18 protein-coding genes are annotated in these 21,895 nt (G+C 62.7%); 7 read left to right on the top strand and 11 right to left on the bottom strand.

The genetic code is table 11. From position 1 onward, the window contains the following. Nucleotides 1–18: 18 nt before the first annotated feature. Nucleotides 19–321 (top strand): FmdB family zinc ribbon protein, encoded by a 303-nt coding sequence (locus tag E4680_RS06170; RefSeq protein ID WP_135281528.1) that lies wholly within the window; start codon nt 19–21, stop codon nt 319–321. A gap of 204 nt (nt 322–525) precedes the next feature. Continuing rightward, nucleotides 526–2,121 (top strand): peptide chain release factor 3, encoded by a 1,596-nt coding sequence (locus E4680_RS06165; RefSeq protein WP_135281527.1) that lies wholly within the window; start codon nt 526–528, stop codon nt 2,119–2,121. A 276-nt stretch (nt 2,122–2,397) separates the two neighbouring features. On the opposite strand, the gene E4680_RS06160 is transcribed toward E4680_RS06165, so the two are convergent. The 9 genes from E4680_RS06160 to E4680_RS06120 all read right to left on the bottom strand — a co-directional run bounded on the left by E4680_RS06160 (nt 2,398) and on the right by E4680_RS06120 (nt 11,650). After that, complete coding sequence (locus tag E4680_RS06160) at nt 2,398–3,813, bottom strand: Shedu immune nuclease family protein (protein ID WP_135281526.1); 1,416 nt, start codon at nt 3,811–3,813, stop codon at nt 2,398–2,400. 276 nt (nt 3,814–4,089) lie between these two features. Beyond that, nucleotides 4,090–4,692, bottom strand: a complete 603-nt coding sequence (locus E4680_RS06155; protein WP_240696137.1) for a transglutaminase-like domain-containing protein — start codon at nt 4,690–4,692, stop codon at nt 4,090–4,092. A 301-nt stretch (nt 4,693–4,993) separates the two neighbouring features. Beyond that, the gene (locus E4680_RS06150; protein ID WP_135281525.1) at nt 4,994–5,584 is read right to left on the bottom strand and encodes a hypothetical protein; all 591 of its coding nucleotides are present in this window, start codon (nt 5,582–5,584) and stop codon (nt 4,994–4,996) included. A 404-nt stretch (nt 5,585–5,988) separates the two neighbouring features. Continuing rightward, on the bottom strand, nt 5,989–7,110 hold the full coding sequence (modC, locus tag E4680_RS06145) for a molybdenum ABC transporter ATP-binding protein (protein WP_135281524.1): 1,122 nt from the start codon (nt 7,108–7,110) through the stop codon (nt 5,989–5,991). After that, on the bottom strand, nt 7,107–7,781 hold the full coding sequence (gene modB / locus E4680_RS06140) for a molybdate ABC transporter permease subunit (RefSeq protein WP_135281523.1): 675 nt from the start codon (nt 7,779–7,781) through the stop codon (nt 7,107–7,109). Before modB ends, modC begins: the two co-directional genes overlap by 4 nt. Next, nucleotides 7,778–8,560, bottom strand: a complete 783-nt coding sequence (gene modA / locus E4680_RS06135; RefSeq protein WP_135281522.1) for a molybdate ABC transporter substrate-binding protein — start codon at nt 8,558–8,560, stop codon at nt 7,778–7,780. Before modA ends, modB begins: the two co-directional genes overlap by 4 nt. A 132-nt stretch (nt 8,561–8,692) precedes the next feature. Continuing rightward, entirely contained in the window at nt 8,693–9,499 is an 807-nt protein-coding gene (locus E4680_RS06130) for a TOBE domain-containing protein (protein WP_135281521.1), read from the bottom strand. Nucleotides 9,500–9,786: 287 nt separating this feature from the next. Next, the gene (locus E4680_RS06125) at nt 9,787–10,557 is read right to left on the bottom strand and encodes a LamB/YcsF family protein (RefSeq protein WP_205688781.1); all 771 of its coding nucleotides are present in this window, start codon (nt 10,555–10,557) and stop codon (nt 9,787–9,789) included. Nucleotides 10,558–10,570: 13 nt separating this feature from the next. Further along, nucleotides 10,571–11,650, bottom strand: a complete 1,080-nt coding sequence (locus tag E4680_RS06120; RefSeq protein WP_135281520.1) for an agmatine deiminase family protein — start codon at nt 11,648–11,650, stop codon at nt 10,571–10,573. Between the two features lie 113 nt (nt 11,651–11,763). Between E4680_RS06120 and E4680_RS06115 the strand changes: the two genes are divergently transcribed. Continuing rightward, nucleotides 11,764–12,471 carry a glutamine amidotransferase gene (locus tag E4680_RS06115; RefSeq protein ID WP_135281519.1) on the top strand — a complete coding sequence of 236 codons (708 nt, stop codon included), beginning with the start codon at nt 11,764–11,766 and terminating at the stop codon, nt 12,469–12,471. Between the two features lie 90 nt (nt 12,472–12,561). On the opposite strand, the gene E4680_RS06110 is transcribed toward E4680_RS06115, so the two are convergent. Both E4680_RS06110 and E4680_RS06105 read right to left on the bottom strand, forming a co-directional pair. Then, nucleotides 12,562–16,008 (bottom strand): EAL domain-containing protein, encoded by a 3,447-nt coding sequence (locus tag E4680_RS06110; RefSeq protein WP_167792409.1) that lies wholly within the window; start codon nt 16,006–16,008, stop codon nt 12,562–12,564. Between the two features lie 98 nt (nt 16,009–16,106). After that, entirely contained in the window at nt 16,107–16,991 is an 885-nt protein-coding gene (locus tag E4680_RS06105; protein ID WP_135281517.1) for a methane monooxygenase/ammonia monooxygenase subunit C, read from the bottom strand. Nucleotides 16,992–17,221: 230 nt separating this feature from the next. Here E4680_RS06105 and E4680_RS06100 point away from each other — a divergent pair, with 230 nt between their 5' ends. The 4 genes from E4680_RS06100 to lon all read left to right on the top strand — a co-directional run bounded on the left by E4680_RS06100 (nt 17,222) and on the right by lon (nt 21,798). Next, entirely contained in the window at nt 17,222–17,998 is a 777-nt protein-coding gene (locus E4680_RS06100) for a ferredoxin--NADP reductase (protein WP_135281516.1), read from the top strand. A gap of 68 nt (nt 17,999–18,066) precedes the next feature. Beyond that, nucleotides 18,067–18,531, top strand: coding sequence for a hotdog fold domain-containing protein (locus E4680_RS06095; RefSeq protein ID WP_135281515.1), 465 nt, complete (start codon nt 18,067–18,069; stop codon nt 18,529–18,531). A gap of 468 nt (nt 18,532–18,999) precedes the next feature. Then, nucleotides 19,000–19,416 carry an Hsp20/alpha crystallin family protein gene (locus E4680_RS06090; protein ID WP_205688780.1) on the top strand — a complete coding sequence of 139 codons (417 nt, stop codon included), beginning with the start codon at nt 19,000–19,002 and terminating at the stop codon, nt 19,414–19,416. A 9-nt stretch (nt 19,417–19,425) separates the two neighbouring features. Next, nucleotides 19,426–21,798, top strand: a complete 2,373-nt coding sequence (gene lon, locus E4680_RS06085; RefSeq protein ID WP_135281514.1) for an endopeptidase La — start codon at nt 19,426–19,428, stop codon at nt 21,796–21,798. Nucleotides 21,799–21,895: the final 97 nt, after the last annotated feature.

Below are 21,895 nucleotides of genomic sequence, written 5' to 3'. Positions count from 1 at the left end.
CCGTTCTGGAGAGCCTGTATGCCCTTGTATGAATACCAGTGCGCCACGTGTGGCCCGTTCACCGAACTGCGATCCATGAGCGAACGCAATGCCCCCATAGACTGCCCGCAATGCGCAGCGGCATCCGCGCGCATGCTGTCGCGGCCTGCCTTGCGTCAGATCTCTTCTGGAAGCTACCAGGCGCATACTCGCAACGAGCGCAGCGCCCATGAACCGCTTAGTCTGCGCCGTGTGCCGCCGCCGGCAACCGGCCACGCGCACGGGCCGGGCTGTGGACATGCCGATCATCGCGGTAAACGTCCGTGGATGTTGGGACACTGATGGGCCCGCTGGTCGCCTGAACTGCGCGATCGCGCCGGCGTTACTCGGCTTGTTCGACCGCGCGCATTCATCCGGTCAGCTGTTCTGAAGTCGATCTGCGGAACCGGCGGCTCCGCCCCTGCGGGCCGCCGCTCGCATCCGGTACAATTCCTCCCTTTGCGCGGCCCACCGGCTGTGCGCAGTTCAGGACCGACCGGAGTCAGCATGTCCCAGATCGCCCAAGAGGCGGCGCGGCGGCGCACGTTTGCCATCATTTCCCACCCCGACGCGGGCAAGACCACGCTCACCGAAAAACTCTTGCTGTTCGGCGGCGCCATTCAGTTCGCGGGCGCTGTCAAGGGCCGCAAGGCCGGCCGGCATGCGACTTCCGACTGGATGGAGCTGGAAAAGCAGCGCGGTATCTCCGTGACCAGCTCGGTGATGCAGTTTCCCTACCGCGACAGCATCGTCAACCTGCTCGATACCCCCGGGCACGAGGATTTCTCCGAGGACACCTACCGCACGCTGACCGCGGTCGACTCGGCGCTGATGGTGATCGACTGCGCCAAGGGTGTGGAAGAGCGCACCATCAAGCTGATGGAAGTCTGCCGGCTGCGCGATACGCCCATTTTCACCTTCATCAACAAGCTCGACCGCGAAGGCCGCGATCCCATGGAGCTCATGGACGAGGTGGAAAAGGTGCTGGGCATCCAGTGCGCGCCGGTGACCTGGCCGATCGGCATGGGGCGCGGCCTGCGCGGCATCTATCACCTGCTGCAGGACCGGGTTTACCTCTACGCCCCGGTGAAGGATGGCCGCGCTCACGAGAGTGACGTGATCGAGGGACTGGACAGCGATGCCTTCACCGAGCGGTTCGGGGCCGATGCGGCGGCCTACCGCGAGGAAATCGAGCTGGTGCGCGGCGCCAGTCCCGCGTTCGACCGGGCGGCCTATCTCGCCGGGCGCCAGACGCCGGTGTACTTCGGTTCCGCGGTCAACAACTTCGGCGTGCGCGAGCTGCTCGACGATTTCGTGAGCTGGGCGCCGCCGCCGCGGCCGCGTGAGACCGAGCAGCGCAGTGTGCAGCCTGAGGAGACCGCGCTGACCGGCTTTGTCTTCAAGGTGCAGGCCAACATGGACCCGGCCCACCGCGACCGCATCGCCTTCTTCCGCGTGTGCTCGGGACGGTTCAGCAAGGGCATGAAGCTGCGCCATGTCCGTCTCGGACGCGATATCCGCATCGCCGATGCGCTGACCTTCATGGCCAGCGAACGCGAACGGGCCGAGGAGGCCTATCCCGGCGACATTCTGGGCCTGCACAACCATGGCACCATCGCCATTGGCGATACCTTCACCGAAGGCGAGATCCTCACCTTCACCGGCATCCCGCACTTCGCGCCCGAGCTGTTCCGCCGCGCCGTGCTGCGCGATCCCCTGCGTCTCAAGGCATTGCAGAAGGGGCTGACCCAGCTATGCGAAGAGGGCGCGACGCAGTTCTTCCGCCCACTCACCAACAACGACCTCATTCTCGGCGCCGTTGGCCCGCTGCAATTCGACGTAGTCGCGCACCGGCTCAAGGCCGAGTACGGCGTGGAATGCCGCTTCGACGGCGTCTCGGTGGCCACGGCGCGCTGGGTCATCTGCGAAGACGCCCGCATGCTCGAGGACTTCCGCCATCGCGCCGCGGACAATCTCGCCATCGACCACGGCGGCGCGCTGGTCTATCTCGCGCCCTCGCGCGTCAATTTGCAGCTCGCCATGGAAAAATGGCCCAAGGTACGCTTCGACGCCACGCGCGAGCACGCCCCGGTCGGGTTCTGAGCGCGGTTCGCGCATCCTGTGGATGGAGGCGCTGTTAATCCGCGTCGATACCCCTTTGCGCGCAACTAACAGCCGGTCTAACACCGCTGTGACTAGACGGCTGGATGTTGTGCAACCAGTCGATCCGATCAGGAGGATCCTGCTGATATCGATCCGTTGCTGCCCTGAGCGTGAATTTCCTCGAGCGCCGTATCAGTCTGGGAGGGCTTTTCCACCATTAGCTGATGGTGCCCAAGGGGATAAGGTTGCACGGTGTGGTCAGCAGCCTCTATTCGGTTAGCTCGTCTGTTCTTCGGCCGCGCGCAGGAAGGCACTGAGCTGTTTGAGTTTTTCCAGAAGCTCGTCGAAGGTCACGATCTCGACGTCCTTGGAATTGCGCCGGAACAGCTCGAAAGACTTCTTCTGGTCATCGCCCTCGGGCGTCCTGCCAATCACCAGGCAGCAATGCACGGCGTAGGACTCGATGTCGTAAAGCCGAGTGTTGTCCTTGATCTGGGCAATCTGCTTTTGAAACTGGTACTTCTGATCGAGTGCCTGATTGATCGAACCCGACAGCTCGGCCGCCGGCGTGTAAACGCCATCGCGAAATGGTGTCCTGTTGAGCATCGACGTCTGCGGCGTCTTGATCTCGAAGATCGCCGTGTTGTTGGTCAGGCTGTTCTTCACCAGAAAATCAGTGATCTTCTCTCCGTCGCCTGACAGCTTGCGTCCACCGACCGATGCCTGGTTCCGCACCTTGATCACGGGATAGCCGAAGGCCATGTTCAGGATGAAGGGGTTTTCGTTGAAGAACTCCTGCCAGCATGCTTCGACCTGGTTCTCGCCAAGCATCCTTTCGTATCGGATGATCAGGGCTTCAAGTGTCACTAGTTCGATGTCGCCGCGCAGCTTCGCCAGCTTCTCCGGTTGATGATCGGCGATGTCGGCGGCATGGCGGGTCAGGGCGCCGATGACAGCGTTCTGATCCTCCTCGGACAGATCCTGCTTGCCCTCTGCCACAGTGGTGAACAGCTTGCGATAGGGGTGCCGACCGGCTTTTGGGTCCAGCATCGGCACCCCGAGCCGTTCCGCCAGAATGTTGTGGGCAGCAGTCCATTTCACGGCACGACGGGCAGAGTCCGTGTGGCGATCAATCTTGTTCAGTTCGAGGCGCGCCTGCTCGAAGTTCTGCGTGGCGATGTAGAAGATTCCATGGCCATCCGGGGCGGGACCCGTGGCGTGTTTGCCCGTAATAACTATTTCGGTGCAGTCCGATAGCGCTTCCACCGCATTGATGATGAATCGGTAGGGTTTCGCGAGGCCAAGCCCGTAGGCGTAGTCCTTGGTGAACGTGGAGGGCAGATTCTCCAGGACATCGCGCACCTCCGCCGGTGTCGGAGGTACGGCCATGTCGAACCCAAAGATGATGTTCGGGTCATCGAGCGTGATCCGCTCGATCCGGCCATATTTCGGCTTCAGGAAATCCGGCCGGTTTCCGAATGTGCTGATCGGATAGATCGTCAGGAAATTGTGCTGACCGTTGATATCCAGCAGCTTGGTCCGGTAGCTATTCGCTTTCTTCGGGTCGAGCCCGGCCTCCACCAGCCTGTGCTCCGGCGGCACGAAGTAGACCTCGACGAAATTGGGATGGACTTCTTCGATCTCAAGGATGCCGTCGTGATCTGGGTCATACGGCTCGATACTGCGCGCCATCAGCTGGCTTCTCGAAGATGAGGCCGAGCGTCACGCTCGTGTACTCGCGGGGTCCTTGTTGCCGCGAAGCGCATCGGCCATCTGCCAGAGCCGGGCTTCGGAGGCGATGGCGGCGATAGGGCTCCTCGGTTGGCCTCGTGCCATATCGTATCCAGTTTTGGGCGCATCGAGAGCGCATATTTGCCGTATTGCGTTGATGCGGCAAACGCAAGAGCGATTTCGGCGTTGCCTTCAAGCCCGTTAACGGTCGTGTAGTGCATCAGTTCACGGTGGTGTTCATCGATTGATTGGGCCATCGAAAGCGCTCAGGTCGAGATCGGGGAGATTGGCGTCGATGAGATGGATATCGGCGTACTGCGTGAGCGCTGCAGTGACGACCGGCAACGGCTCGGCGAAGATGTGCGGGCAATCCTGTTCGCCCGGACCGCTTGCGGGATAGGCGAGCGCCTCGTGCGGTGGACTGAAGCGGGTGGCGATGCCGGGCTTGTTGCCGCGGGCATCGAGGCGATACCAGCCGAGATCGCGCAGGTAGACGGCGTTCAGGCCATGCAGACAATAGGGCGGACCGGCATCGCCCACGGCCAGGCGCTGGTAGCACAGTCCCGCCGGAATGCCGCTGGCGCGCAGCAGGGCTGCGAGCAGATGGCTCTTGGCGTAGCAGTAGCCGGTGCCGTGTCGCAGCACGTCGGATGCGCGGCAGGTGACGGGATTCAGACGATGGTCCCAACTGTGTTTGATCGCATCGCGCACGAATGTGAAATAACGCGCCACCAGCGCTCGTTCATCGGCGATGCTCGCGGCCAGCTCGCGCGCCTTGGCGCGGACATTCGGCGCGTCGAAATCGATGGTCTCGGTGGGGGCAAGATAAATCGTCATCATTCCCCGAGCCTACCGCATTTCGCAGAATGCGGACGCGCGCCGCACCGGGGTCGGGTGGCCGGGGCCGGTTGTTCCGGCACACTGGCATCCCCGGCCGCACGCCTGGGGCGTACTCGGAAGCGACGTCCAGCCCTAGTCCACGTCAGGACCGCCCGAATGGCGGGTGCCTGCGGCGAACTCGCCGATCCGTCTCGATCCCCGGCAACGCCCCATCCGCACGTTTATCTCGCGAGCGGTCCCATGCGGCCGGCTCAGGCCACCCAGACGCTTGTTCGCCGTGCGCCGCCTCGATCGCCGTCCATCAGACTGGCCGGTTTTCGTTGGGGTTGCGCACCGGGCCCATTCGCTTGAGTCCTTCTTCGAAGGAAATCGCCGGAAACGTCTCGATAAAGTTTCGGGCTGTTTCGTAGATGCGGTCCAGGCGCGATCCGGTGTCCAGCTTCTTGAGGTCATTGCGTTCGATGTAGAGCAAATCCAGCAATTCGTTGTAGGCGGTGGCCTCGTCAATGGGCAGGACGTAGAACGTCGCGCCGCCATACGGCACGGTGTAGCGCGTGGACAGGTCGATGTTGTTGCAGAACAGGACATATTTCCCATGCTCGTCGATGACATCGCCCAGCGCCTCGACCAGCGGCCGCAGATATTCGAACGAGAGCAGGTAGCAGCATAGAAAGGGGATGGTCGGCTTGCCGGACTCCGCGACCAGCATCACCTGTTCGGCAAGAATCTCGGGCGGGCGCGCCTCGTCGGCGAATTTGGGCGCGAATTTGAGCGCCAGTTCACCGCGAAAGCCATACCGGCCAGCGACGCCCGTTGGTCCCTTGAACACCGGGTTGAACAGGCGCTGTTCGGCTTCAAGTTTGCTCAGCGCGGAATCTGCGAAGACGCTCATGGGGGTATTCCTGGGTTGGGTTCGAGTGGGGGAATGAAGGATCCGTGTCGCCGTCGATGGGCTGCGTTGTGCTGAATGGCGCGCTTGGGGAAAGGCGTCTGGCCGCCCACTGCGAACTGAGCAACAGGGAATGTGTCCGCGTGGAAGTGGCTGCCGGTTGATAACGTGCGTCAACTTTGCAAACGGCATGCCGATCAACCGATCCATGCCGGAAATTATCCAGAAGCGTTTGAATAAAAATTGATTTTAGGGCGAGAAGGGGGCGGCGGCGGATCGCGTGTGATTCCGCGCGCGGCCGGGTCGTGTCGCGTTTGCGACATCGCCCGCGCAGCGATGCCACAACGCCGCGGGCTGCGGGGCCGGCCGCGGTGATAGTCGGGGACAGCCTGTGCGGCCGGTTCGGTTTACCGGCCTCCGAGTTCCCGCCGGTCGAAGGACACGCTTTTCACCAGGGCCCACACGGGCTGGCCCGGCTTCAGGCCGAGCGTGCTCAGCGCTTCGCGGGTGATGCGGGCGCGCAAGTGGACGGCCGCCGGGTCGGCGCCGGAGAGGTTGAGCGTCACTTCCGCATAGGCAGTGGCGGGATCGGTGTCGATGTGGCGCACACGCGCCTGGAACTGGTTGCGGATACTCACGCCGTCCACGCGGGCGAGTGCAATGGCCACATCGCGCGCCCGAACGCGTACGCGGACCGGTGTGCCCGACGGAGCGTCGATCTGCGGCAGGGTGAGGCGCTGGCCGGCGATATCGAGTTCGGTCAACGCATACTCGGGCAGCTGGCGCTGCACCCGGGCGTGCAGCAGGGCGCCGGCCTCGAAGTGGCCGGACACGGCCTCGGCCTCCGGGCGCTCCAGCACAGTGTGTACCTCGCCGCGGGCCACCACGCGCCCATTGGTGAGGATGAGTACCTCATCGGCGAGCTGGGCCACTTCCTCCACCGCGTGCGAGACGTAGATCAGCGGAATGTGAAAGCGCCCCGGCAGGGCGCGGATGTAGGGCAGCAGTTCCGCCTTGCGCTTGAGGTCCAGTGCCGACAGCGGTTCGTCCAGCAGCAGCAGGCGCGGGTTGGCGAGCAGCGCGCGGGCAATGGCGACGCGCTGGCGCTCGCCGCCCGAGAGGCCCTGCGTGCGCCGCTCCAGCAGTGGATTCAGATCCAGCGCGGCGATCACCTCGTCCAGCGCCGGTGCCGGCGTGCCGCCGTTGGCGGGCCGGGCGCGCGCCTGTGCGTAGCGCAGGTTACCCAGCACGCGGCGGTGGCCGAACAGCCGCGCGTCTTGAAACACATAACCGATGCCACGTCGGTGTGGCGGCAGACTCATGCCGGCTGCGCTGTCGGCCAGCCGCGCGGCGCCAAGCATGATGCGCGCCCGCTGTGGCGTCTCCAGACCGGCCAGTGCGCGCAGCAGGGTGCTCTTGCCGCTGCCTGAGGCGCCCATGACGGCAGTGATACCGGTCAGCTCCAGCGTCTGATCCAGTTCCAGCGTGAAGCCGGGGCGTTGCAGGGTCAGTGCGATGTCCAGCCTCATGCCGTGTGCACCGGGTAGCGGCGGTTCAGTGCGTACACCAGCACCAGCACTGCGAACGAGAACACCAGCATGCCAGCCGCCAGCAGGTGGGCGGCGGCGAAGTTGAGCGTTTCCACCTGCTCGTAGATGGCAATCGAGATCACCCGGGTGCGGCCGGGGATGTTGCCGCCCACCATCAGCACTACGCCGAATTCGCCCAGTGTGTGGGCAAAGCCGAGCACGATGGCGGTGAGATACCCGCGCGCGGCGAGCGGGCTCGCCACGGTGAAAAACGCATCGAGCGGCCGCGCGCCCAGCACCGCCGCGGCCTCCAACGGCCCGCGGCCGACCGCCTCGAAGGCGCTCTGCAGGGGCTGTACCACGAAGGGCAGCGAGTAGAGCATGGACGCGAAGACCAACCCGCTGAAGGAGAAGGTGAGCGTTTCGCCGGTGAGCCTGAGCCAGGGTGCGCCCAGCGCCCCACCCGGCGCGAACAGCACCAGCAGGTAAAAACCCAGCACGGTAGGCGGCAGCACCAGCGGCAGCGCGGTGACGGCCTCGATGAGCGGTTTCAGGCGGGTGCGGGTGTGCGCCAGCCACCAGGCCAGTGGCGTGCCGACGATGAGCAGCAGCACGACGGTCACGCCCGCGAGGCGCAGTGTGAGCCAGACCGGGCCGAGGTCGAGACTCATGGGGCTGATTTCTCCGGTCGGTGCGCCGGCAGGTCGTAACCCAGCGACGCGATCACTTCGCGTGCCGCCGGCATTTTGAGGTAATCGAGCAACGCAAGGGCAGCTGGGTTGTCGCGGGCCCGGGTGATCAGGATAGCGTCTTGGTCGAGAGGCGGATAGAGATGGTGCGGCACGAGCCATTGGCTACCCGGTTTGCGGCCGGCGAGCACGGCTGAGTAGGCCACGAACGCCGCCTCGGCCGCACCGCTACCAGCCATCGCGTAGCCTTGGCCGATGTCTTCGGCGCGGACGATCCGGTCCTGCAGGCTGGCCCACAGACCGAGCTGTTCGAGGGTGCGCTGCGCCGCGGCGCCGTAGGGCGCGACGACCGGATTGGCGATGACCAGATGCCGGAATGCGCCGGCTTTCAGATAGGCCTTGCCATCGGTGAAGGCGTCCGGCTGCGGGCTCCACAGTACAAGGCGGCCGATGGCGTAGGTGAAGCGCGAGCCCGGCACGCCGAGACCGGACTGCTCGAGCAGCGCGGGCCGTTCGGCGTCGGCCGACAGCAGCACATCGAATGGCGCGCCCTGCCGGATCTGCTGCAGAAACTTGCCCGACGAGCCGAGCACGACCGTGAGCTGGTGGCCGCTGGCCTGCTCGAAGTCCGGTTCGATTCGCGCCATGGCGGCGGCAAAATTCGCGGCCACTGCTGCCACCACTTCGGCCGCCTGCGCGGCGGGCATGATCAGGAGCAACAGCGTGGCGAGCGCGGCGCGACGCAGGACGGACTGGCGCATGACGGAACTCCTTCAGGGCTGGCGGTCGTGGTCAAAAATCGAGGTGCAGACGGGCGCCGATCCATTGCCGTGGCGATAGCAGAGTGCCGCCTGGGATTCTCCTTGACGATGGTTTGGATGGGGACAGACCCGTCACGCGTTGACGCCCAGGATCACGCTGCCAGCCTTGAATACGGCGCAGGCCCTGCTGCCGGGGGTGAGCGCGAGGCCATCCAGGCTGTCGAGTGTGATGATGGCGCTAATGATGGCGCCGCCCGGCAGGTCGATCACCACATCGGCATGGACGCTGCCGAGCGTGATGCGCGACACCGTGCCACACAGCCGGTTGCGGGCCGAAAGCTTGATCCCGGGATCATCCGCCGTGATCAGCACCGACGGCGCCTTGACCAGTGCCCAGACTTCGCTTCCGAGCGCCAGTCTGAGCTCCGCCAGGCTTTCCATGGTGATCATGGCGACCAAATGATCGTGCGTGTTGAGCGCGATTTCGACCTCTGCGTTCACGGCGCCGGTCTGGATGCGCGTCACGGTGCCGAAGAATTGGTTGCGGGCGCTGGTTTTCATGGCGAGCCGCCTGATCAGCGTGAGCGTGTCGGGATGATCCAGCCGCGTTTGCAGCTGAATCAGAAAACGGCGCTGATGTTCCTGAACCAGCCGATGGGTATCGACCAGACGCCGGCCTGCCGGTGTGAGTTGGGTGCCGCCACCGTTACGGCCGCCGCTTTGGGTGGTCACCAGCGGCGTTCCAGCCAGATTGCGCAGGGTATCGACGGTGTTCCAGGCAGCGCGGTAGCTCATGCCGGCGGCCTTGGCCGCCTGACCGATGGCGCCGGTCCGGTCGATCTGTTCGAGCAGATCGATCCGTTTGTCGTCGATGGTTTCCGCATCGCCGGTGGTCAATCCGACCTGTCCCTTCAGTTGCCAGTGAGCGGTCTGGATCATTCGTCCTCCTGATTCGTTATGCATCGCGATGCATAACGGCAAGCATGCGGATGCGTGCGTGATCCTGCAGAAAACGCGCCAGCGGTGCCGAGTCCGGCGCGCCGTCTGGGAAATCCTGTTCTGAATCCGTTATTTGAAGCGGATCCATGGTGCCCGGTGGTGGCCCGTGTCGATGCCATGGGTCGGTCCGCCCTGGCGAATGTCGGCAACACGACCGCCTCGGCTGTCGGTATCCGGTCCATGCGCTGCGGCTTCCTGGTGACGCCACGGGCGGCCCGTCCGGGGTGTTACGGTAATGGGGTCAGCGGTACCGGTCGCACGGCGATGCCGGCCAGGGCAAGGTGTTGGCGCACCTGCCGGATCAGGTCAAGAGCGGCAGGGTTGTCACCATGGACGCAGAGGGTATCGGCGCTCAGCGCGATGGCTTTCCGGTTCCGGGCAATGAGCCGGCCGGAACGCAGGAGGGTGAGGACCTGCCGGGCAGCATCCTCGGGATGGCGGATCACGGCATCCGGATGGCTGCGCGGGGTCAGGCTTCCATCAGCTTCATAGCGCCGATCGACAAAGGCTTCCTGGGCGGTGCGCAAGGCGACCTTGCGCCCGGCGTCGATCAGTGCGCTGCCGGCGAGTCCCACCAGCACCAGATGCGGATCCGTATCATGAACGGCCTCGGCGATGGCCATCGCGCGTTCGATGTCTCGCGCTGCCTGATTGTAGAGTGCGCCGTGCGGTTTGACGTGGGTCAGCCGTGCGCCGGCCGTGGCGACATGGCGGGCCAGGGCGTCGATCTGCTCGCCGACCAGCCGGTAGATGGCCGGGGCCGGCACGTCGAGGGTGCGGCGGCCGAAATGTTCAGGATCGGCGTAACCCGGATGGGCGCCAATGGCACAGCCCTGCGCGGCTGCGCGGGCGACGGCCTGGGCCATGGTGGCGTCGTCGCCGGCATGGGCCCCGCAGGCGATGTTGACCGACGAGACCAACGGGATCAGCTCAGCGTCGGCGAGGCTGCCTTCGCCGATGTCGGCATTGAGGTCGATTCCGCGCGGGAAGGTTTGCACGGCAGCGCTCGGGCTAAGGGTGTGGGAGTCGGGCAGCCGGTTCGGGCGCGCGAACCGGAACCGCTGCGGGCAGCTGCATGGTGACGCAGTGAAGGCTGCCGAACTGGCGGATCAGAGCGGTGCAGTCGATCGGCACGATGGTTCGATTCGGGAACGCCTCGGTCAGACGCGATTGCGCCACCGCATCGGCCGGATCGCCGTAGATCGGCAACAACACCGCGCCGTTGATGATGAGGAAGTTGGCGTAGGTTGCCGGGAGCCGGTGACCGGCATCGTCGTAGACCGGGCGCGGAAGGGGCAGCGGGATCAGATGGTAGGGCGCGCCATCGGCTTGGCGCAGCGCCGCCAGTTCCCGGGCCATGGCCTGCAGCGACGCGAAGTGGCTGTCCGCGGAGTCGTCGCAGCTTTGATAGACGATGGTATCGGGTGTTGCGAAGCGCGCCAGGGTGTCGATATGGCCGTCCGTGTCGTCGCCTTCCAGATGCCCCTGGGTAAGCCACAGTACGCGCTTGATCCCCAGGGAGTCACGCAGCTGCGCTTCGGCGGTGTCTTGGGTGATGGTGCGATTGCGATGAGGATCCAGAAGGCAGGAGGTCGTGGTGAGCAGCGTGCCTTCGCCGTCGCTCTCCAGGGCCCCGCCTTCGAGCACGAAGTCCACTCGCCGCCGCGGGGTCTTGCCGAAGATGCCCGTCGCGTGCAGCCGCGAAATGATGGCGTCGTCGAGTGCACTGGGATATTTGCCGCCCCAGGCATTGAACGTGAAATCGAGCAGCACGGGCTGCCCGTCCTCGAGGATCGTGAGCGGCCCGTGGTCGCGGACCCAGGAATCGTTGCTCGGCACGACGATGAGGTGCAGGCGTTCTGCCTGATCGGGCAACGGCGCAATGCGCGCGCGCACCGATTCCACAAGATCGGCGTGGTGCACACTGATTATCAGTGCTTCCCGGACCAAGACGGCGCGGGCGATGGCGGCGAAGGTGCGCTCGGCTGCTGCGAGGTTGGGTGCCCAGTCGGTTTCGGTGTGCGGCCAGGTCAGCAGGACAGCGGACTGGGGTTCCCATTCGGCGGGAAAATGACGCGTGGCTTGAGGCATGACGGGCGGTTCCGCATGACAGTCGATCGGGGCGAAAGTAGAGCATAATCTGAACGGTTGCTCCAAGTGCCGGTCTTGGTGCGGGGTTCGGAGTCGGGCAGGGGAGGCGAAACATGCGGCGCGCGTGGGTAATTGGTCATGTGGCATTCGAGGATCTGGGAACCCTGGGGCCGGCCCTGGCTGAGGCAGGATTTGCGATCCACACCGCTCAGGCCGGTGTGGACGTCGTGCCACCCGAAGAAGGGCTGGCTTGCGATCTGTTGGTGGTGCTGGGCGGTCCGATAGGTGTGTATGACGAGGCCGCCTACCCGTTTCTTATGGATGAGAAGGCGCTGATCGCCGAGCGTCTGCAGCGCGGCGGCGTGACGCTGGGGATCTGCCTGGGCGCCCAGCTCATGGCTGCTGCATTGGGGGCGCGAGTCTATCCGGGCGGCGCGGGCAAGGAAATCGGCTGGGGGACGCTGCGCGCGACACCAGCCGGCCAGGCCGTTCCCGAACTGGCGTCTTTGTTTGCGCCCGACGTGTCCGTGCTGCACTGGCACGGCGACACCTTCGATCTGCCCGAAGGGGCGATTCACTTGGCGGCCAGTGCCCGCTACGCCCATCAGGTTTTCGCCTGGGGCGCCCACGGTTGGGGTTTTCAGTGTCATCCCGAGGTGCGCGGCAGAGATCTGGAGCGCTGGTTCATTGGTCACAGCTGCGAGTTGGCGCAGGCCGGTATCGACATTTCGGCGCTGCGCGAGGAAACACAGCATCGCGCGGCGGCACTGGAGCAGGCAGCAAGCCGGCTATGGCGGGATTGGCTGACCGCACGATTCTGAATTCCCGATTCGCGGACGCACCGGGCGGTTGACGATCGATCGGGTCCGCATCGCCAGAGCGAAAGGTTCGCGCTGCGTTTTCCCGACGATCTAGATTCGGTGATGCTGCGGTGACTGAAGGTAGCGTGCCTGAATTTCTTCTGCGGGCAGGGGATGTGAGAAATAATGGCCTTGCACCCCATCGCAGCCCCAATTGGAGAGCAGGTAATGCTGCTCCTGGGTTTCGACACCTTCGGCGACGACCCGCATGTTCAGGCTGTGAGCAAGGCTGATAATGGTGGAAGCGATTGCCGCGTCAGTCGGTTGCTGGGTGATGTCGCGGATGAAGCTCCGATCGATCTTGAGTTTGTCGATCGGGAATTTCTTGAGATACCCCAGCGCCGAATACCCCGTGCCGAAATCGTCGATCGCGAGCTTGGTGCCCATCTCCTTGAAGGCGGACAGGGTCTGGTAGGTCTCCGGCGTACCGTCGAGCAGCATGCCCTCGGTCAGCTCAAGTTCGATCTGGGAGCCTGGAATGCCGGCGCGTGCCAAAGTGGAAAAGATGAACGGTCGCAGGTCTGCCTGCCGGAACTGCAGCGGCGAGAGGTTGAATGCGATCGGTACGACACTGTGGCCCATCCGCTGCCATTCGATCAGCTGGCGACAGAGTTCTTCGAGCACCCATTGGCCGATGGGGATGATCAGACCGGATTCTTCGGCAATGGGGATGAACTGCGCAGGTCCCAATGGCTTGCCCTCTTTGGGGTTCCAGCGAAGCAATGCTTCCAAGCTGGTCAGGGTGCCGGCGTCGGTGTCGATCTGAGGCTGGTAGTGCAAGAGAAACTCGCCACGGTCCAATGCGCGTCGCAGCTGGGTTTCGAGTCCCAGCCGATGTTTGACACGATGCGCCATCTGGGCGCTGAAGCTGCGTATTTCGGATCGACCTGCAGCCTTGGCGGCGTACATGGCCGTGTCGGCGTTCTTGAATAGCTCCTCGATATCCTTGCCATCTTCGGGAAACAGGCTGATTCCAAGACTCAGGGAAATGTTCAATCGAAAGTTGCCGAGTTCGAATGTCTGCGTCATGGCCTGACGGATCCGTTCCGCGTGCATCAACGCAGTCTGGCGGTCGGGCAGTTCCGGCGTAACCACGATGAATTCGTCTCCGCCAGGGCGGGCGATGATAGCGGGCGGGTTGAGCAGCGCGGTCAGCCGTTCCGTGACGGCTCTCAGGAGCTCGTCTCCGGTTGCATGGCCCAGTGAATCATTGATGGTTTTGAAACTATCGAGATCCAGGAAAAATACTGCCAGTTTCTGTTTGCTCTTGCGATGCTGGACGAGCAGCTCGGGAAGCGTGCGATCCAGTTCATAGCGGTTGGGCAGGCCGGTCAGAACATCATGACTGGCTTGGTAATCGAGCTGCTCCGCGGCCCGCCGGCGTTCGGTGATATCTGAAAACATCGCGATGGTGTGGGTGAGTTTGCCCGATGTGTTGCGCAAGGCGCTGAGATTGATCCAGATCGGGAAGCGGCTGCCATCGCGTCGCACAAGTTCCAGTTCGCTCTGCAGAACGCCGTTTTCCAGAAGCTGCTGCCAGATCTGTTGAGGCGGCCTGCCGATTTCGTTTTCCGGGGTCAGAATCTCGGCTTCCTGGCCAATGATCGCGTCATGGGACCATCCGGTCAGTGCGCAGAATGCCGGGTTGACGGAGACGATCCGCCGGTCTTCATCGACGATGCAGATGGCCTCCGCACTGTTCTGAAACACCTGCTCGGCGAGCCGAAGATCCCGATTGGCCGCAATCTGGCTGGAGATGTCGCGCAGGATGAAGGTGTAAAGGATATCGGTGCCAACCGCCGCGCGGCTCACCGTAAGCTCGATGGGAAAGACGTCCCCGTTACGCCGCCGGGCGCTGGCTCTCTGGACGGGCTGAATGACGGCGTCCGCCATTGCGTCGCGGTACTGAAAAAAATTCGCGCGATATTTTTCCGGAATCAGCAGCGTGATCGGCTGTCCCAGAATCTCGCTCGCGCCATATCCAAAATGGGTTTCCGCTGCCTGATTGAAGAGAATGATGCGATTGGATGCGTCGGTGGAGATGATCGCATCCGAGGCAGAGTCCAGGATACTGCGGCGCAGTGCCTCGCTGGCTCGAATGGCCTCTTCGGCCTTCTTGCGCTCGCTGATATCGGTATGGGTCCCGATGATTCGTAACGCAATGCCGGCGTCGTTGCGGCTGATGACTTTGCCGCGATCCAGTATCCACAGATAGGCGTTGCTCTTGGTCTGCAAGCGGTATTCGAGGGTGTAGCTTTCCTGGTCGCGACTCCGAATGAATCCGACCAGTGTCTGGAGGACACGATTCTTTTCCGTCGGGTGCAGCCGCTTGGCCCACTCGCTGAGGTCATTGGCGACCTCATCGGGCTCGTAACCCAGCATCTGCTTCCACCGCGGCGAATAGAACACCGTGTTTTTCTCGGTGTCCATGTCCCAGACGCCTTCGCCAGCGCCATCCAGCGCGAATTCCCAACGGGCATTGCTGGCCTTCAGGGCATCTTCCATGGTTTTCCGTTCGGTGATGTCCTGCACTGTGCCATAAAGCCGAATCGGATTGCCCTCGGCGTCCTTTTTGGCCTGGCTCTGCGCGTGAATCCAGCGAACTCCGTCGTCCGGCAACTGGAGGGGGTACTCCATTGAAAAGGGTTCGCCCGTCGCAATGCTGCGTTCAAGCACTTCAAGGTATGCGGCGCGGTAGGCGGGCACGATCCGGTTAGTGATGTCCTCCTGCGTGATGTCCTGCTGGGTGTCCGGGATAAAAAACAACCGCCGTGCTTCAGCCGACCCCTCGATGCGATCCTGTGCCAGATTCAGCGTCCACGAGCCCATATGGCTGAGCCGCTGAGCTTCTTCAAGGTGAGCCTCGCTGGCACGCAGCTGCGCATCCATGGCTTGGCGAAGCGCATCCTTTTCCAAGGACTCCAGTGCATAGGCGAGGTCTTCTGCCAAATCGGTCAAAATGGAAAGGTGTGGTTCGTGGATGACCCGATGCGAGCCGAATACCGCCACCACGCCAACGGGCTGGTGATTTTCCTGGATCGGGATGTAGATTCCGTGGCTTGGGCGCTCACTTTTTCCGAATTGTGTCCAAACCGGCCAGAGAGGGTCGGTCTCTGGGATCGGATGCAGAATCTCAACACGTCCTCGCCGGAAGGCAAGGGCGGCGGGGTGATGTTCATCGGTTTCCAGGCCGATTGCGGGGGCGAAAGAATTACTGGACTTCCTGCCAGCGGCCAGTCCAAGCACGGTACCGTCGCACCGCAGTGCGATACCCACCAGGCTGAAACACCTCGGCTGTGCGAGGGCGTGACAGACCTCCTGGAACAGCTCGTCCCGTGTTCGCGCACGGATCAATGCCGTTCGGGCCTGGTTTACCGCTTCCAACAACTGCTGCGGATCTTCGGACGAAAAGGCAGCTGTATCTGGTGTGTGCTTTTCGATGAACGGGTCTCCCGCCTGCGAAGAACGATGCGTATCCGTATCGATGGAATGTGTCATGGCGCCTTCCATCACCGTTGTTCGAGTTGAATTTCTTCGGGGTCGCGAAGTTGGCTCCCCTGGGGCTCGCCCGCCTTCTCTTTCACAGGGCCGAATGGTTAGCTATTCTTACCGTTCTGATTTGAGTCGGCAAGCGTTTGCATTCGGGGGTGATGTTCGACAAGCGGCGGAAAGGGTGCGACATCAAGACGGGTCAGCTCCTGAATGCGGGACAGACATTGCAGCACAAACCCGCCTAAGGCAAAAGCACTCCACCCCAGAACCAGGAATCCCCAGTGGATCGGCGCGGCGAAGAGTTCCTCGGAATAGAAGAAGGCATGGCCCCATTCGTTGAAGCCAATGTTGGGCATCATCAGGATGGGGCCCAGGGCGATTAGTGTCGCGGGGATGGAAACTCGATTCTGGAATGCCGGCAGGCGGGTATGAATCCAGATGAATGCCACCAGCAGAGATGCGCCGAATGCCGGAATGGCGAAATACTGCAGTCCGATGTGGGTCGGGGTGAAGTCCGTGTCGCGGATGGTGATCTGGTGCCAGGCTGCATCGGATTCGGCAAACACGCCCAGCGTCAACAGGACCATCACGCTGCCCATCGCCAGGATGCAGATGACGAGGTAGTAGCGCCAGAGTTCATCTTGGGGCGAAAGCCGGCTCAGGTCCCGTTCACGGGTGAACCATGCCCAAGCCATGCCTGAACCGCCCAGAAGCACCAGGAGGGTTCCCTGCGCCCAGAGCAGGTTCATCCAATAGGTCTGGAATTCAGGTTCGAAATAGTCCAGTCCGGTGGTGAAGGCATAGGTTTGCTGGTACCAGCGGTAGAGGCCGAACGCCGTGACGAATGTCAACATGGCGAGCGCGACGGGCAGCCAGGGCATGCGCGTCTGCATGATCGGCCGGGCATGCGCCGGGCGGGCGCTGGTCGTCGTGGATGACGGAGAGAAAGCGATGTCTCGGGGTCTGGGCAAAGTAAGGCTGGCGTCCATGGTCAAAATTCCCCCTTTGACCTGTAATTATGATTTCCTTGTGGGTTATCGGGTACGCGTAAGCGTTTCTGAAGCCTTCTGCTTCCTATTTGAGTAGCTCAAGCCCGGGCGAATGCAAGGATCGAGCTGCTGTCTGGCGCCGATTATGTCGATTGTTGCAGGTGGATATACCTTGTCGAGGGTGTAAAATTAACCGCCTCAATCCATTTCAGAAGAAGTATCACCATTCCATGGCGGCAATCGGCACCGAAACAGTCTTGAGCGTGCGACATTGGAACGAGTCGCTGTTCAGCTTCACTACGACCCGCGATTCCGGGTTGCGCTTCGAGAACGGTCAGTTTGTCATGATCGGCCTTGAGGTCAACGGTCGACCGTTGATGCGGGCCTACAGCATCGCAAGCGCGAATTACGAAGAACATCTCGAGTTTTTCAGTATCAAGGTTCAGGACGGACCGCTGACCTCGCGGCTTCAGCATCTGAAGGAGGGCGATACGCTACTGGTTAGTCGTAAGCCCACCGGAACCCTGGTCCTGCATGATCTCAAGCCGGCGCGCCACCTTTACCTGTTCAGCACCGGAACTGGTCTGGCGCCATTTCTGAGTGTGATTAAGGACCCGGAAACCTACGACCGCTTCGAGCGGGTGGTGCTGGTGCATGGGGTTCGGCGGGTCTGCGATCTGGCGTATCGCGAATTCATCACGCAGGAGTTGCCGCAAAGCGAGTTCTTCGGTGACGCGGTGCGGGAGAAACTGATCTATTATCCGACGGTGACCCGCGAGCCCTTCGCGCATCAGGGACGGATCAACGACCTGATGCGCAACGGCAAGCTGTTCGCCGACATCGGTTTGCCGCCGATGAACACGGCGGATGATCGGGCGATGTTGTGCGGCAGCCCGGCCATGCTCGAGTCCATCTGCGCCGTTCTGGACGAGTGGCGTTTCGAGGTCTCGCCCAAAATCGGCTATGCCGGCGACTATGTGATCGAGCGAGCTTTCGTCGAAAAGTAGACCCGGATGGGCGCGGTCGCGCCTTGCGCCCCGGGCGGCTGTATTTTTTATCCACGGATGAGGGTTTCATGGACGAGACCCCGATGCTCCGCGCAATCAGACTGTTGATGCGTGTACCGGGCCATAATCTGCTGTTTCGCTGGGGATTGGCCTTGGCCGCGCCTTATTCGGCGACCATCCGGCCGCGCCTCGTTCATGCCGCTCCGGGATGTCTCGAACTGGGGATGGCCAAGCGGCGTGCGGTCAGCAACCACATGGGCACGCTGCACGCCGCTGCGCTCGCCAATCTGATGGAACTGTGTGGTTCGTTGGCGGTTCAACTCACGATTCCTCGTTCCGCGCGCTGGATTCCGTCTGGCCTCGATATCCGGTATCGACGCAAGGCACGTACGGCGGTGCGGGCGCGATGCAGTTTGGATCCGCTCGATTGGCACCAGAACCAGGACGTTCCCCTTCAAATTGAAGTCATTGACGAGCACAACGAGGTGGTCGCCGAGGCGACCCTTCATATGCGTATCGGTCCGCGGCGCTGAGCGGGCATTCCCCGAATCCCAGCATTGTCCCACCATTCCGCTTGTATTGGGTCGGCCGTGCCCCGCAGCGGTCTGCGCAACAAATGGGTCACCGCCGGCCTATGGATCCAGTTTGCGCCGAAGCGCTTGCGACCGGCCGCCGGCGGGCGATTGCTTCGCCTGGCACTCTGTGGTTTGACGCGGGTCAAACCAACGACCCCTCCCGTTTCAAACAATGACCAGGCGACGGCAGGGTCAGGTGCATCCCCTCAAATTCTGGAGGCAGGGCCGGTTGCTGGAGCATCATCCTTGGTGCCTCGCCGGCGACGACCGCCAGTCGGTGCAGAAGGGCCGCGATCTGGCCCCACAATCTGGCCAGGGTCGCGTGTTGGAAGTGATGAGGGATGGTCGACTGCATTCGACGGTAACCTCGGTCTTGAGATCGGCGCAGCCGGACCCCATGGTGGATGAAGACAAGGGAGGCCAAGCATGTGGCGTGATGAACTCAATGGTTGGATGTGGGAAGAGGCGCAGCGACTGCTGGAGCATGCAGAGCGTTTGCAGCGGCGCTTTTTTCAGCCGGCGGTGGGTTCGGCGCCGATGCCTTGCTGGGCGCCACCGGTCGACGTGGTGGAGGTGTCTGGCGGAGTGATCATTCAGGTGGCCTTGCCTGGGGTTCCGTCCGACGCGGTGCAGGTGCATCTCGAGGCCGGTGAGCTGTGCATTCGAGGCGAGCGACCGCTGCCTGCCGGTGTCCGGCAGGGACGAATCCATCGTCTGGAAATACCGTTTGGCCGATTCGAACGCTGCATCGGTTTGCCGCCCGGCTCTTGGATCTTGCGACCGATTGAACTGCGAGACGGATGCCTGTCCATTCGCCTGATGTCCGCCACGCCGGTGGTTTGAGGAAATGCTATGAACTCGCAAGCCGATTCGCTCGTTGACGCCGGGGAACAGAACTCGCCTCAGACGGAGTGGGCCGATGATGTTCTGATCATTCTGCCGGTGCGCAATCTGGTGCTCTATCCCGGCATCGTGCACCCAGTCACGATTGGTCGTCCGCAATCCTTGGCCGCTGCCCAGGAAGCGGCGCGCAGCGGTCGGCCGGTCGGCCTGCTGTTGCAGAAGGATTCCGAAAAAGATGAGCCCGGTCCGGACGAGCTTTTCCACATGGGCACCGTGTCCCACATTCTGCGCTATGTTACTGCGCCTGACGGACGTCACCACGTGGTGTGTCAAGGTGAAGCACGTTTCCGCGTGGTGGATTTCATCCCGGGCCATCCTTTCCTGCTGGCGCGGGTCGATCGGATCGAAGATCCAGCCGACCGGTCGCCGGAACTCGAGGCGCGCCTGATCCTGCTCAAGCAGAAAGCGACCGAAGCGCTGGCGCTCATGCCGCAAGCGCCGAACGAGTTGATCAACGCCGTTCAAGGTATGGAGTCGGCCGGCGCCCTGGCCGATCTGGTTGCGGGTTATCTGGACCTGAAACCGGAGCATAAGCAGTCATTGCTTGAGCAGACCGATCTGAAGCGACGCGTCGATGAGGTTCTCGAGCATCTGACCCATCGTGTGGAGGTGATGCGACTGACTCGGGACATCAGCGAGCGAACCAAGGAGCAGATCGATAGCCGTCAGCGAGAAGCGCTGCTGCGCGAACAGATGCGGACGATCCAGAATGAACTGGGAGAGGGGCAAGAGCGTGAAGATGAGTTGCGTGACCTCCGTGAGGCCATTGAGGCTGCGGGCATGCCGGAAGGGGTGCTGGGTACCGTAACCAAGGATCTGCGGCGCCTCGAACGCATGGGGGAAGGTGCGGCGGAGTATTCGCTGCTGCGAACCTACCTGGACTGGATGGTGGAGCTGCCCTGGAGCAGGGCCAGTGAAGAGCATCTGGATCTGGCCGAAGCGAGTACGATTCTGGATACCGATCACTATGACCTGGACAAGGTCAAGCGGCGGATCCTTGAGTATCTGGCCGTGCGCAAGCTTAATCCGCAAGGCAAGAGCCCCATTCTGTGTTTCGTGGGACCGCCGGGCGTCGGAAAGACCTCCCTGGGCCAGAGCATTGCCCGCGCCATGGGGCGTCCGTTCGAGCGGGTCAGTCTAGGTGGCGTACACGATGAAGCCGAGATCCGTGGTCACCGGCGTACCTATATCGGTGCCTTGCCTGGCGTGATCATCCAGGCACTGCGCAAGGCGGGAACCCGCAATCCGGTCGTGATGCTCGATGAGATTGACAAGATGGGCAGCGGTATCCAGGGCGACCCATCTGCCGCGTTGCTGGAAGTACTCGACCCGGAGCAGAACGCCACTTTCCGGGACAACTACCTTGGCGTGCCCTTCGATTTGTCCAGGGTAATGTTCATTGCGACTGCGAATGTGCTCGATCAGATTCCGGCACCGCTGCGCGATCGCATGGAGGTCATCGAACTGCCGGGCTATACCCAAGAAGATAAGCTCGAGATCGCCCGGCGCTATCTGCTCGATCGGCAGCGGCGAGCCGCCGGCCTGACCAAGGCGCAATGTGAGATTACCCAGGCAGCGATTGCCGCAGTAATCGGCGGGTATACGCGTGAAGCGGGGTGCCGGAATCTGGAGCGCGAACTCGGCAATCTGTGTCGCCACGCAGCATTCCAGGTCGCCATCGGAGAAGCAGAGACTCTGCGCATCGACGAATCTGATTTGCCGGCGATTCTGGGCCCGGTGCGGTTCGAGCCCGAGGTGGCCTCCCGTACCTGTGTACCGGGCGTGGCCACGGGTTTGGCCTGGACGCCGGTCGGCGGGGAGATTCTGTTCGTGGAAGCGAGCCGGGCACCGGGGAGCGGGCGGCTGATTCTGACCGGACAGCTGGGCGACGTGATGAAGGAAAGTGCCCAGGCGGCCCTGAGTCTGCTCAAGGCGCGATCACAGGCGCTGGGGATCGATCCAGTCGCCTTCGAAGCTCAGGACATCCATGTTCATGTCCCCTCGGGCGCGATTCCGAAAGATGGTCCCAGCGCTGGTGTCGCCTTGTTTACGGCTCTGGCGTCGCTGTTCCGTGATCGCACGGTCCGTTCCGATGTGGCAATGACCGGTGAGATTACACTCCGGGGACTGGTGTTGCCAGTCGGGGGAATCAAGGAAAAGGTGCTGGCTGCGCATCGCGCAGGAATCGCCAAAGTGCTTCTCCCAGCCCGCAACCGGCGTGATTTCAGCGAGATTCCCGAAGCGGTGCGGCGCAAGATGAATTTCGCCTGGATCGAAACGGTTGATGAGGCGCTGGCCGAGACGATGACCAAGGATGCCTGAAAGCGCTCAGCGTCCGGAGGTGCTCAGGCCGCATCGACGGGATGCCGAGGCAGCTGTGGAGGCCCATTTTCGCTGGGCTCTGGGGAGGGGGTATAAT

The organism is Candidatus Macondimonas diazotrophica (genome assembly GCF_004684205.1).
GTDB classification, from domain to species: domain Bacteria; phylum Pseudomonadota; class Gammaproteobacteria; order UBA5335; family UBA5335; genus Macondimonas; species Macondimonas diazotrophica.
Note: the sequence above shows the minus strand (reverse complement) of the source record. Positions and strands in the feature narration are given on the sequence as shown.

Bases quoted from the DNA above. Each gene is read 5' to 3' on its own strand.
- E4680_RS06170 (WP_135281528.1), top strand. From the start codon at position 19: ATGCCCTTGTATGAATACCAGTGCGCCACGTGTGGCCCGTTCACCGAA.
- E4680_RS06165 (WP_135281527.1), top strand. From the start codon at position 526: ATGTCCCAGATCGCCCAAGAGGCGGCGCGGCGGCGCACGTTTGCCATC.
- E4680_RS06160 (WP_135281526.1), bottom strand. From the start codon at position 3,813: ATGGCGCGCAGTATCGAGCCGTATGACCCAGATCACGACGGCATCCTT.
- E4680_RS06155 (WP_240696137.1), bottom strand. From the start codon at position 4,692: ATGATGACGATTTATCTTGCCCCCACCGAGACCATCGATTTCGACGCG.
- E4680_RS06150 (WP_135281525.1), bottom strand. From the start codon at position 5,584: ATGAGCGTCTTCGCAGATTCCGCGCTGAGCAAACTTGAAGCCGAACAG.
- modC (WP_135281524.1), bottom strand. From the start codon at position 7,110: ATGAGGCTGGACATCGCACTGACCCTGCAACGCCCCGGCTTCACGCTG.
- modB (WP_135281523.1), bottom strand. From the start codon at position 7,781: ATGAGTCTCGACCTCGGCCCGGTCTGGCTCACACTGCGCCTCGCGGGC.
- modA (WP_135281522.1), bottom strand. From the start codon at position 8,560: ATGCGCCAGTCCGTCCTGCGTCGCGCCGCGCTCGCCACGCTGTTGCTC.
- E4680_RS06130 (WP_135281521.1), bottom strand. From the start codon at position 9,499: ATGATCCAGACCGCTCACTGGCAACTGAAGGGACAGGTCGGATTGACC.
- E4680_RS06120 (WP_135281520.1), bottom strand. From the start codon at position 11,650: ATGCCTCAAGCCACGCGTCATTTTCCCGCCGAATGGGAACCCCAGTCC.
- E4680_RS06115 (WP_135281519.1), top strand. From the start codon at position 11,764: ATGCGGCGCGCGTGGGTAATTGGTCATGTGGCATTCGAGGATCTGGGA.
- E4680_RS06110 (WP_167792409.1), bottom strand. From the start codon at position 16,008: ATGACACATTCCATCGATACGGATACGCATCGTTCTTCGCAGGCGGGA.
- E4680_RS06105 (WP_135281517.1), bottom strand. From the start codon at position 16,991: ATGGACGCCAGCCTTACTTTGCCCAGACCCCGAGACATCGCTTTCTCT.
- E4680_RS06100 (WP_135281516.1), top strand. From the start codon at position 17,222: ATGGCGGCAATCGGCACCGAAACAGTCTTGAGCGTGCGACATTGGAAC.
- E4680_RS06095 (WP_135281515.1), top strand. From the start codon at position 18,067: ATGGACGAGACCCCGATGCTCCGCGCAATCAGACTGTTGATGCGTGTA.
- E4680_RS06090 (WP_205688780.1), top strand. From the start codon at position 19,000: ATGTGGCGTGATGAACTCAATGGTTGGATGTGGGAAGAGGCGCAGCGA.
- lon (WP_135281514.1), top strand. From the start codon at position 19,426: ATGAACTCGCAAGCCGATTCGCTCGTTGACGCCGGGGAACAGAACTCG.